11 protein-coding genes are annotated in these 11350 nt (G+C 69.4%); 5 read left to right on the top strand and 6 right to left on the bottom strand.

Going from position 1 to position 11350, the window contains the following annotated elements; all coding sequences use genetic code 11:
* Positions 1 to 86 precede the first annotated feature (86 nt).
* The 5 genes from trpE to FV222_RS08465 form a co-directional block, all read right to left on the bottom strand.
* On the bottom strand, positions 87 to 1604 hold the full coding sequence (trpE, locus tag FV222_RS08485) for an anthranilate synthase component I (RefSeq protein WP_147762341.1): 1518 nt from the start codon (positions 1602 to 1604) through the stop codon (positions 87 to 89).
* A 5-nt stretch (positions 1605 to 1609) separates the two neighbouring features.
* Positions 1610 to 3508, bottom strand: coding sequence for a peptidylprolyl isomerase (locus tag FV222_RS08480; RefSeq protein ID WP_147762340.1), 1899 nt, complete (start codon positions 3506 to 3508; stop codon positions 1610 to 1612).
* Between the two features lie 131 nt (positions 3509 to 3639).
* Positions 3640 to 5091 carry a pilus assembly protein TadG-related protein gene (locus tag FV222_RS08475; RefSeq protein WP_147762339.1) on the bottom strand — a complete coding sequence of 484 codons (1452 nt, stop codon included), beginning with the start codon at positions 5089 to 5091 and terminating at the stop codon, positions 3640 to 3642.
* Positions 5076 to 5735, bottom strand: coding sequence for a TadE family protein (locus tag FV222_RS08470; protein ID WP_246685379.1), 660 nt, complete (start codon positions 5733 to 5735; stop codon positions 5076 to 5078). The genes FV222_RS08475 and FV222_RS08470 overlap by 16 nt, the downstream gene beginning before the upstream one ends.
* A gap of 53 nt (positions 5736 to 5788) precedes the next feature.
* On the bottom strand, positions 5789 to 6319 hold the full coding sequence (locus FV222_RS08465; protein WP_147762337.1) for a TadE/TadG family type IV pilus assembly protein: 531 nt from the start codon (positions 6317 to 6319) through the stop codon (positions 5789 to 5791).
* 272 nt (positions 6320 to 6591) lie between these two features.
* Between FV222_RS08465 and tpiA the strand changes: the two genes are divergently transcribed.
* Positions 6592 to 7353: a triose-phosphate isomerase gene (tpiA, locus tag FV222_RS08460; protein WP_147762336.1), complete on the top strand. Its 762-nt coding sequence runs from the start codon at positions 6592 to 6594 to the stop codon at positions 7351 to 7353.
* A gap of 12 nt (positions 7354 to 7365) precedes the next feature.
* Here tpiA and FV222_RS31055 read toward each other — a convergent pair whose 3' ends face one another.
* Positions 7366 to 7647: a nuclear transport factor 2 family protein gene (locus FV222_RS31055; RefSeq protein WP_246685380.1), complete on the bottom strand. Its 282-nt coding sequence runs from the start codon at positions 7645 to 7647 to the stop codon at positions 7366 to 7368.
* Between the two features lie 422 nt (positions 7648 to 8069).
* Between FV222_RS31055 and secG the strand changes: the two genes are divergently transcribed.
* The 4 genes from secG to FV222_RS08435 all read left to right on the top strand — a co-directional run.
* Positions 8070 to 8498 carry a preprotein translocase subunit SecG gene (secG, locus tag FV222_RS08450; RefSeq protein WP_147762334.1) on the top strand — a complete coding sequence of 143 codons (429 nt, stop codon included), beginning with the start codon at positions 8070 to 8072 and terminating at the stop codon, positions 8496 to 8498.
* A 174-nt stretch (positions 8499 to 8672) separates the two neighbouring features.
* A complete protein-coding gene (locus FV222_RS08445; RefSeq protein WP_147751383.1) occupies positions 8673 to 10301 on the top strand; it encodes a CTP synthase in 1629 nt (542 codons plus the stop codon).
* Positions 10302 to 10317: 16 nt separating this feature from the next.
* On the top strand, positions 10318 to 10716 hold the full coding sequence (locus tag FV222_RS08440) for a DUF350 domain-containing protein (protein WP_147751382.1): 399 nt from the start codon (positions 10318 to 10320) through the stop codon (positions 10714 to 10716).
* A 128-nt stretch (positions 10717 to 10844) separates the two neighbouring features.
* Positions 10845 to 11350: DUF1190 domain-containing protein (locus FV222_RS08435; protein WP_147813812.1), on the top strand; the 506-nt coding region annotated here is incomplete at its 3' end.

Raw genomic sequence — 11350 nt, 5'->3', positions numbered from 1 at the left:
GAGGCGACGCTCGGCGGCGTCGACGCCGACATGCTGCGGACGGGCTTGCGCGCGCTCGCCTGAGGCGGCCCGCGCGTCGGCCGGACCTACTGCCCGCGCTTCGCCTGGGCCGCGAAACGCACCGCGTCCTCGGCGGCGCGGAACAGGGCGCGGGCCTTGTTCACGCATTCCTGTTGCTCGGAGGCCGGGTTCGAGTCGTAGACGATGCCGGCGCCGGCCTGGACGTGCATGCGACCGTCCTTCACGATCGCGGTGCGCAGGACGATGCAGGTGTCCATCTCGCCCTGCGCGCCGAAATAGCCGATGCAGCCGCCGTACGGTCCGCGCTTCTCGCGCTCCAGCTCGTCGATGATCTCCATCGCCCGCACCTTCGGCGCGCCCGAGACCGTGCCGGCCGGGAACCCGGCCGCCAGAGCCGCGAGGGTGTCGTGACGCGGGTCGAGGTCGCCCTCGACGTTCGAGACGATGTGCATCACGTGGCTGTAGTATTCGAGGAAGAATGAGCCGGTGACCGTGACAGTGCCGAGCTTGGCGACGCGGCCGACGTCGTTGCGGCCGAGGTCGAGCAGCATCAGGTGCTCGGAGCGCTCCTTCGGGTCGGCCAGGAGCTCCTCGGCCAGGGCCCGGTCCGCGGCCGGCGTCGCGCCGCGCGGGCGGGTGCCGGCGATCGGGCGGATCGTGACCTTGTCGTCGCGTACCCGCACCAGGATCTCGGGGCTCGAACAGACCACCTGGAAGTCGCAGAAGTCGAGGTAGCACAGGAACGGCGCCGGGTTCGTGCGCCGGAGCGAGCGGTACAGCGCGATCGCGGGCAGGGTGAACGGCGCCTCGAAGCGCTGCGACAGCACCACCTGGAACACGTCGCCGGCGACGATGTACTCCTTCGCCTTGGCCACCATCGCGAGGTAGGCCTCCGGCGTCGTGTTCGAGACCGGCTCGGGATGCGCCACCGCTGCAAGGTCGATCCGCGCCTCGATCGGCAGCGGCCCTTCCAGCGCCTCGGCGATCCGGTCGAGGCGGGCGAGCGCCGCCTCGTAGGCGGCCCGCGCCATCACGCCCGCGGCCGGCCGCACCGGGCAGACGACCGTGATCAGGTCGCGCACGGAGTCGAACACCACCATCACCCGCGGGCGCACGAGGATGGCGTCGGGCACGCCGAGCGGGTCGGGATTGGGCTCGGGCAGCCGCTCCATGGCGCGAACCATGTCGTAGCCGAGATAGCCGAACAGGCCGGCGGCCATCGGCGGTAGCTCGGGCCCCTCGCGCTCCACGATCGCGCTTTCGGCAATCAGCGCGCGCAGGGAATCGAGGGGCGCCCGGTCGTCGTCGGCGAAGTCGGCGAGGTCGCCGCGGGCCAGCGCCGCCCGGCCGTCGCGGCAGCGCCAGGCGAGGTCGGGATCGAGGCCGATCATCGAGTAGCGCCCGCGCACCACGCCGCCCTCGACCGACTCGAGCAGGAAGGCGGGGCCGGGATGGCGGGCGCGGAGCTTGAGGAACGCGGCGACCGGCGTCTCGAGGTCGGCCACCAGCGTCAGGTCGAGGAGGACCGGCCGTCCGGCCTCGTAGGCCGCCTCGTAGGCGGCGTAGTCGGACGCGTCCGCCACCGGCCTTAGGACTCGCCGCCGATCGCGCGCCGCAGGGCCGCCTGGTTGACGCTGACACCGGCGTTCTTCTGCACCTCGGCGATGTATTCGCCGAGCACGTCGTCGGCGAGCGCCGTGCGGAAGTTGCCCTCGATCGTCTTGTCCGCCGGGCTGCCGGCGACGAAGGCCGGCATCGTCGCGGCCTCGACCTTGTAGACCGCGCGCGACTCGCCCGCCGCCGCCGAGCCGGCCTTGCCGACGGCGGTGGCGAAGATGCGGTTGACCACGTCCACGGTCAGTGCGTCCTTGGCCTGGTTGCGGGCGAGGTCCTCGCCGTCCTGCGGGTTGACGCCGACCTCGGTGCCGAGCGCCTCGATGGTCTCGCCCTTGTCGAGCCGTTCGGCCAGCGCCTTGCCCTTGACCTGGAGCATGCGCGACACCTCGGCCTCGCGCCAGCCGGCGGCGACCGCGTCGCGGACCTCGTCGAGGGGCTTGTCGTGTGCGGCGTCGATCTTGGTCACGTCGTACCAGACGTAGCCGCCGGCCTTGGTCCGCAGCGGCTCGTTGTCCCCGCCGATCTCGGCGCGGTAGAGCGCCGGCAGCGTCGTCTCGGAATCGGGGATGCCGGAGACCGTCTGGCCCGCCGGGTCTTTCCCCTGCGCGTTGACCGCCGGGATCGTCACGATCGGCAGGTCGCGCTCCTTCGCGATGTCGGCGAGGGGCTTGGCGCCGGCGCGCTGGTCCTCGATCGCGTCGTGGATCTTGTCGACGCCTTCGCGGGCACGCGCCAGGGCGATCTGCTTGCGGATCTCCGGCTCGACCTCGGCCAGCGTCTTCACCGTCGCCGGCTCGATCGCGGTGACGTGGAGGAGCACCGTGCCGAAGCGGCCCTTCACGGGCTGGCTGGTGCCGTCCTTCTCAAGGCCGAAGGCGGCGTCGGCCACCGCCGGGTCGAACAGCTCGGCCCGGGTCAGCGTCCCCAGCGTCAGGTCCTTGCCGTCGGCACCGCGCTCCTGCGCCACCGCATCGAAGCCCTTGCCCTCCGTGATCGCCTTGCGCGCCGCCTCGGCGGCGGCGGCGTCGGGGAACACGATCTGCTGGATCGTGCGCTTCTCGGGCGAGCCGAAGCGCGCCTTCTCCTGGTCGTAGACCTTCTGCACCTCCTCGGCCGTGACGGCGTCGGGCTTGGCCATCGCCGTCGGGTCGAGGACCAGCAGGGTCGCGGCGCGGTATTCCGGCGCACGGTAGGCCGAGCGATTGCCCTCGTAATAGGCCTTCAGCGCATCCTCGCTCGGCGCCGCGATGTCGCCGGCGGCGGACGGCGGCAGCATCAGGTAGGCGGCCTTGCGGCGCTCGGTGGCGTAGCGGTGCACAGCCAAGCGCATCGCCTCCGGCACGTGCAGGTCGGCGGAGACCGCCTCGGCGAGCTGCAGCCGGGCGATGACGGCGCGCTGCTCGCGCACGAACATCGCCTCGTTCAGGCCGGCGCGCTGGAGGGTCTGGTAGAACAGCGCCGACTCGAACTGGCCTTGCGCGTTCTGGAAGCTCTTCTCGTCGTGGATCGCCCGGATCACCGAGGTGTCGGGCACCGCGAGGCCGAGGTCGTGGGTCTTCTGGTCCAGCGACGCCTCGGTGACGAGCTGCGACAGCACCTGCCGGTCGACGCCGAGGGCGCGGGCCTGGTCCGGGGTCAGCGTGCGCCGCATCTGCGTCTGGTAGCGCTGCAGCTGGTTCTGGTAGGCGGTGCGCACGGCCTCGGCGGTGATCGGCGTCTTGCCGACCGTGGCCACCGGGGTCGAGGAGCCGCCGCGGAAGAACTCCTCCACGCCGAAGACCGCGACGCCCGCGATCAGGAACGTGAAGATCACCGTCAGCACGATCTTGCCGAGCCAGTGCTGGCTGGCGTTGCGGATGTTCTGCAGCATGCTGGTGGCTTGACTCTCTTGCAGGCTCGCGCGCGCTCGGATCGCCGGGGCGGGCGCCGCGAGGCGCCGTCCTTCGATCCGCCCGCGATAGCCTAGTCCGCCCCGGCAGGCAAAGGCGGGCGCGCGACCGCCTACTGCGTCAGGCGGGTCATCTTCACGGCGCGGTCGAACATCGTGCTTAGCGCGGTGGCGATATCGTCCGAGGTGTTGGCGGTGAAGAAGTAACCCGGCGAGGCACAGCTCTTCAGGGGCGTCGCGAGTGTTGGGCTGATGCCGTTTACCCGGGTGTTTTCACCGGCCGTATAGCTACCGTCGTCCGGAGAGTTGATGAAGATATAAGGAATGTATAGGATCGAAATCGTCGCGCCCGCAGTCTTCAGCGCGCTGCAATTTGCAGGGTCGATCTTGGCTGGGCTCGAGCCATCCCAGTCGGCGTTCGCGTAACCAGAAAATTTGGACGGATTGCCGGGATACGTATACTTGCCGTTCTTCGAAACGTAATAATGTTGACCGTTCTGCATGCCGTCCGTGATGAGAAACAGGAACGGCTTGGGATTGCCAGTGGACGAGCCGTCCCCGAAGGCCGAGATCGCCGACTTCATTTGAGGTAGGGCGACCTCGAAATGCGTTCCGCCGCTCCCCGTGCCGGTGCTTGGATCGCCGTTTATCGAGAGCTGGGTGGTGTTGGTATCAAGGAGGTTCGTGAGCGCCATCGGCCATGTTTTCGCGCAGTCGGCCGCGGTGCTTGCGGTGGCGAGATTGCTGGAGAGCGGGGAGAGTGTCGCCAACTGGTTGATGAACGGATAGATGCCGACCCGATACTGGTTCGGGACCAACTGGTTCGCGGCGCGCTGAAGGAGCAGGCAGACGGCGTTGTTGACCGAGTCCGAACGCAACTGGATCTGCGGCTTGGCATTCACTGCCTTGTTCCATCCGTTTTTTGAGGGGAAGTGGCAGGCGAACATGCAACCCTGTGAGGAGTCGGACTCGATGTTTATGTCGGCAAGCCGCTTCATGTCTTTTGTCGAGGTCGGTAGCCCCATCGACCCTGAGACATCGACCATCAGATAGAAGTCGAGGTAGCTCGCGAGGTCGGTCGAGGCCGTGACGGTGTTGGCGAGATTCGTCGTCGGCGCGCGGAAAATCCGGCCGAAGTTGTTCGTCACCGTGGCCGTGTAGGCGACCGTCGAGGTCAGGGTCTGGCCGCTCGATACCAGCTGCGGCGTCTGGAGCGTGTAGGTGGCGTAGGGGACGGTGCCCGCGTTCACGTTGAAGATGTTGGTGGCTTGGTTGATGCCCGCCGCGATCGCCTTGGCGGTGAGGTTGGCTTGGCCCTGATTGGCGGCGATGTAGGCCTTGGCGGTCGCCACGGCCGCGACCGCGGCGGCATCCGCTGCGTTGTCGAGCTTGGTCTTGTTGGTCATCGAGACGCCGTAATCGACCCCGAGCCCGATGAGGCCGATCATCGGGATCAGGCTGAGGCCGAAGATCATCGCGATGTTGCCGTCACGCGCCGCAGCGAAGCTCGGGCGCGAGGCGGAGGGGCGGCCGACCCGGCGAAGGTTCGTCAGTAGCCAGGACATTTCGAGCCGATCCCGTCGTTGTTCGTGGTGTCGTAGTTGATGAGGTCGGCGTAGCGCGGCTGGACGTAGACCGAGCGGGCGATCTGGCTGGCCGGGAAGAACTTCGCGCCGAAGGTCGGCTTGAACGTGAAGACCACGTCGATGACGATGAGCGAGCCTGGGCCGTAGACCGAGCGTGGAAGGGTGCCGGTGCTCGGCGCCGCCGTGTTGTCGGCGGGCTGCAGCGGAGTGCTGCAAAGCCGCTTGTTGCCGCCGTAGGTCCCCGTGCTCGTCCAGACGACGTTGGCGTTGTAGCAGGCGCTCATGTCGGCGCTGTTGGTGCAACCGGCAGACTTCTGAGAGAAGGCAACGCTGGTGTAGTTGATGAGGATGTCCTGCCACCACAGCAGACCTTGCCGCTGGGCGTCCTTCATCACGTAGGGGAACAGGACGAGCGCCGCGTCGAAGCTGAAATGCAGGTCGGTCGCGTTGACCGTCGCGATGGTGGAGCCCTGCGGCGGTACGGCCTGGGAAATCATCTGGCTGATCGATTGCGCGACGAGCTCGACCTTTCGCGTCGCGTTGACGTAGGTGATGACCTGGATGCCGCCCAGCATCAGCATGAGCAGGATCGGGAAGACGATCGCGAACTCGACGATCGACACGCCGCGTCCGTCGTCACGAAAGCGTCGCGCCAGAACTGTCGGGCCGCGCGCCATCAGAACTTCTCGTTGCGGAACGCCGCGGTCGAGACCGCGAGGTAGCTCTTGGTGCCGCCGTTCCCGAGCATGGACGCGAAGGCCGCGGGCAGGACGGGGATCGGATAGATCACCTGCAGGTACTGGTAGTCGCCGGCATTCCCGAGATTGTATTGGCCCGGGCCGCTGCTCTGCGACGGGATCTGCAATCCGCTGCCGTCCGGCTTGACGAAATTGTAGTATCCGCCCGCGGAAGGCAGCGGGACGATGTAGAGGTTCACCACGACGTTCGCGCACGACATCACGCTCGGAAGCTTGCTGCAGAGCGCGGTCTTGAAGGTGGCCTGATCCGTGGACCCGAACTGGGCTTTGCCGGTCATGACCTGACGCGCGGCCTGGCTCGTGGCGTAATCCAGCCGCTGGTTGACGAACAGAACCAGGGCGGCGACCATGACGAACGTGATCGTCAACAGCAGCATCGGCGCCACGAGGGCGAACTCGACCGCCGTCGCCCCACTTCGACCCTGTAGCAATTGCCGTGCACCGCGCATGCCCTGTCATGGCACGGCAGGAATTAAGGCCAGTCTAACATAGTGTAGTCTTTTCGGGCCTAATGCCCCGTCGCCTGGACGGCATTCCGCGCGGTTCGCGGGCCATTTCCCGATGCGCCCCTTTCGGGCTGCTTTGGCTCACAGCGAGCGTCGCATGATCTTCGCCTGCGATCGTCTCACGCGGGCGCCGATCCGGTTTGCGCCCTCGGGCGGGCTCTGGTAGCCCCGGCCCCCGCATGCGACGGGCGGCGCAAGGGACGGCAGGGACATCGATGATGCGTTCGGGACGGCGGCCCCTGGTTGCGGGCAACTGGAAGATGAACGGGACGCGGGCCTCGATCCCCGTGGTCGACGCGGTGCGGACCGGGCTGTCGCCGGCGCTCGCCGAGACCATCGACCTGCTGATCTGCCCGCCCTCGACGCTGATCTCGGCCTGCGTGGCCGCGACCTACGATTCGCCGATCGCCATCGGCGGCCAGAACCTGCACGCCAAGCCGAGCGGCGCCTTCACCGGCTCGATCTCCGCCGAGATGCTGGCCGACCTCGGCGCCACCTACGTCATCGTGGGCCATTCCGAGCGCCGGGCCTACCACCACGAGACCGACGACGGCGTCCACGCCAAGGCGCTCGGCGCCCGGCGCGCGGGCCTGTGCGGCATCATCTGCGTCGGCGAGACCATGGAGGAGCGCGAGCAGGGCCGGGCGCTGGACATCGTGCGCGCGCAGCTCGCGATCGGCACGCCGAAGGGCGCCACCGCGGCCGACACCGTGATCGCCTACGAGCCGGTCTGGGCGATCGGCTCGGGCCGCACGCCGACGGCGCGCGAGATCGCCGAGGTCCACGCCTCCCTGCGCGAGATGCTCGACAAGCTCGTCGGCGAGGAGGCGGCCAAGATCCGCATCCTCTACGGCGGCTCGGTCAAGCCCGGCAACGCCCGCGAGCTGCTCTCGGTGGAGAACGTCGACGGCGCGCTCGTCGGCGGCGCGAGCCTCGTCGCCGAGGACTTTCTGGGGATCTGCGCGGCCTACGCCTGAGCGGCGCCTCGCTCAGATCTTGTAGGCCTGCCGGGCGAGCAGCCGCCAGCGGCCGCCGTCGCGGTGCCAGACCTGCATCACGCCGATGCGCACCGGCACGGTCTTGCCGCCGGAGGTCGTCTCGCCGCTGAAGACGTGCCGGGCGATGGCGTCCTCCCCGACGACCGAGACCGAGCGGTCCGACAGGACGATGCTCGGGAAGGCGGAGCGCCGGCTCGTCAGCTCGTCGACGAAGGCGGCCTTGTCCTGCACCGCGCCGCCGGAATGGCCGTAGCTCAGGCCGTCGAGCACCAGCGCGTCCAGGGCGGCGGCGTCCGGTGCGAGCAGGGCGGCGGTCAGGGCGTCGACCGCCGCCTCACCTCGGCCTCCGCGCCGGCGGATGCTGCAGGGTTGGAGGCGAGGAGGGCTGCGGCGAGAGCGAGAGCGAGCAGGGGGCGGCGTGCGATGGGCATGGCGTCTTCCTTCCGATCCGGTCGGGGCGCGTTGGCCGCGCCAGGTTCCGACGCCGTCTTTGAGCATGCGGAGCCCACGTGCGGCGAGGCGGACGGCTGACATCGCGTCGGCGATCGTCATGTTTGGCGCCCGCCCGCTTGTGGTGTATGCCCCCGCCAGATGGGCAGCCGGTGCGACGCAGCGCCGGCCGCCGCGTCCGGTTCCCACCCCAGCGGGCGGCTCGCGGGACCGGGGCACGCACTGAAAACGATTCCGGAAACCCGATGCAGACCGTCCTGATCGTCGTCCACCTCATCATCGTGTTGTCGCTGATCGGCGTCGTGCTGCTGCAGCGCTCCGAGGGCGGCCTCGGCCTCGGTGCGGGCAGCAGCGGCGGCGGCGTCTCCGGCTTCATGACCGGGCGCGGCCAGGCCAACGCGCTGACGCGGGCGACCGCGATCCTCGCCGCCCTCTTCTTCGTCACCAGCCTGACTCTGGCGGTGATGTCGCACCGCTCCGCCGCGCCGAAGTCGATCCTCGACGGCGCCGGCGGCACCGCGCAGCCGACCGGCCAGCCCGCGGGCGCCGACAACCTGCTCGACACTCTGCGCCGCCAGAACAACGCCCCGGCCGAGGGCACTCCGACGGCGCCCGCCGCTCCGGCTCCCGCTCCGGCTCAGCCTGCCGTTCCGGACGCGCCGCAGTCGCGTTGAACGCCGCGTCGCACCCTGGACGGCGCAGCCGCGCCGTTCGATCGGACAAAAGAAACTTAACGCTCCCGCCCTAGGCCTGCCCAATCCAGCGTTGCGCGATTTCCGTAGGGATCGCGCGATGCGGGTGTCATGCCGTTTGGCGAATCGCCCAGCCTTCTCTATGGACCGAGGCCCATGACGCGGTACGTTTTCATCACCGGCGGCGTGGTCTCCTCGCTCGGCAAGGGTTTGGCCTCTGCGGCGCTCGCAGCGCTGCTCCAGGCGCGCGGCTACACGGTGCGCCTGCGCAAGCTCGACCCCTATCTCAACGTCGATCCGGGCACGATGAGCCCGACCCAGCACGGCGAGGTCTTCGTCACCGACGACGGCGCCGAGACCGACCTCGACCTCGGGCATTACGAGCGCTTCACCGGCGTGCCGGCGACCCGGGCCGACAACATCACCACGGGCCGGATCTACCAGGACATCATCGCCAAGGAGCGCCGCGGCGACTACCTCGGCGCGACGATCCAGGTGATCCCGCACGTCACCAACGCGATCAAGGACTTCGTCCGCGACGGCAACGACGCCTTCGACTTCGTGCTCGTCGAGATCGGCGGCACGGTCGGCGACATCGAGGGCCTGCCGTTCTTCGAGGCGATCCGCCAGCTCGGCAACGACCTGCCGCGCGGCTCGACCGCCTTCGTGCACCTCACGTTGCTGCCCTACATCCCGTCCGCGGGCGAGCTGAAGACCAAGCCGACGCAGCACTCGGTGAAGGAGCTGCGCTCGATCGGCATCCAGCCCGACATCCTGCTATGCCGCTGCGACCGGCCGATCCCGGCCGACGAGCGGCGCAAGCTCGGGCTGTTCTGCAACGTGCGCGAGACCGCGGTGATCGAGGCGCGCGACGTCGCCTCGATCTACGACGTGCCGCTGTCCTACCGCGAGGCCGGCCTCGACCGCGAGGTGCTAGCGCATTTCGGGCTCGCCCACGACGGCGAGCCGGACCTGACGCGCTGGCGCACGATCTCGGAGCGGGTGCGGAACCCCGAGGGCGAGGTCACCATCGCCATCGTCGGCAAGTACACGGGGCTGAAGGACGCCTACAAGTCGCTCACCGAGGCGCTGACCCACGGCGGCATCAGCCATCGCTGCCGGGTGAACCTCGAATGGATCGAGGCGGAGGTGTTCGAGCGCGAGGACCCGGCCCCGTTCCTGGAGGGGATCAACGGCATCCTGGTGCCGGGCGGGTTCGGCCAGCGCGGCGCCGAGGGCAAGATCCGCGCGGCCCGCTTCGCGCGCGAGCGCAAGATCCCGTATTTCGGGATCTGCTTCGGGATGCAGATGGCGGTGATCGAGGCGGCCCGGTCGCTCGCCGGCGTGCCCGACGCCAACTCCACCGAGTTCGGCGACACGCCCGAGCCTGTCGTCGGCCTCCTCACCGAGTGGCTGCGCGGCAACGAGCTGGAACAGCGGGCGGCCGCCGGAGACCTCGGCGGCACCATGCGGCTCGGCGCCTACGGCGCGACGCTCCACCCCGACACCAAGATCGCTGCGATCTACGGTAGCACCGACATCTCCGAGCGCCACCGGCACCGCTACGAGGTCAACATGGCCTACCGTGAGCGGCTCGAGGCCAAGGGCCTACGCTTCTCCGGCCTGTCGCCGGACGGGCTGCTGCCGGAGACGGTGGAGCATGTCGGCCACCCGTGGTTCATCGGCGTCCAGTTCCATCCCGAGCTGAAGTCGCGCCCGTTCGCGCCGCATCCGCTGTTCGAGGGGTTCGTCGGCGCCGCGATCGAGCAGAGCCGCCTGGTGTGAGGCGGCGGTGCCCGCGATGACGTCGATCTCCGGGCTGCCCGCCTTCCTCGGCTACGGCGCCGTCGCCTGCGGGCTGGTGGCGCTCTACCTCGGCGTCTACTTGACGGCGACCGCGCACCGCGAGATCGCGCTGATCCGGGCGAACAACGTCGCCGCCGCGATCGCGCTGGGCGGCAGCCTGGTCGGCTACGCACTGCCGCTCGCCGTGGCGATCTACAACGCGCAGTCTGTCCTCGACTGCGTGATTTGGGGCCTCGTGGCGCTGGTCGTGCAGATCCTGATCTACTTCCTGGTCCGGCTCGTCCTGCCGGACCTGTCGCGGCGGATCGCAGATGGGGAAAGCGCCGCCGCGATCCTGCTGGCCGCCGCCTCGCTCGCTGGCGGTGTGATCGACGCCGCGTCCATGACCTACTGAACGCGGCCGGTCGCGGCCGTCCGATCGTCGGCCTGCGACCTTCTCAAGCGCGGCCGGAGTTCTTACGTCTCGGCCTTGCGGCATTCTGCCGTCCAGGAGCCGGGCCGTCCGAGACGGTCCGAACGATCATGTCCTCGCCGATCGAACGGTCTTCGAAGCGCTCGACCACCGTCGCGCTCGTCCTCGTCGCCGGCGCAGGGGCCACGGCCTTCGCGCTCGGCCGCTGCGACCCCTCGCAGCGCGAGGAGGACGTGCTGGTCTACCGCGATCCCGACGCCTGCATCCGCGGCGGGCTCCGCACGGAGAACGATTGCCGGAGCGCCTACGCCACGGCCCTGGCCGCCTACCCGGAAGGCGCGCCGCGCTATCCCTCACGCGTCGATTGCGAGGGGCATCATGGCGCCGGGCACTGCGTGGACGGTACCGCCGTCGCGGCGAGCGCCGCCGGGAGCTTCGTGCCGATGCTCGCCGGCTACGCGGTCGGCCGATTGGCCGAGCAGGCCCTCGCGCCGCAGCCGCTGTATGATCATCGCCCCGATCAAGCCGGCATCGCATCGTCCGGCGCGGGTGGAGGCGGCTACTGCACGAGCTGGGGCGGGCGCGTCGTCACCGGCAGCGGTGGCGCGTCGTCGAG

It is taken from the genome of Methylobacterium sp. WL103 (assembly GCF_008039885.1).
GTDB lineage: Bacteria > Pseudomonadota > Alphaproteobacteria > Rhizobiales > Beijerinckiaceae > Methylobacterium > Methylobacterium cerastii.
Note: the sequence above shows the minus strand (reverse complement) of the source record. Positions and strands in the feature narration are given on the sequence as shown.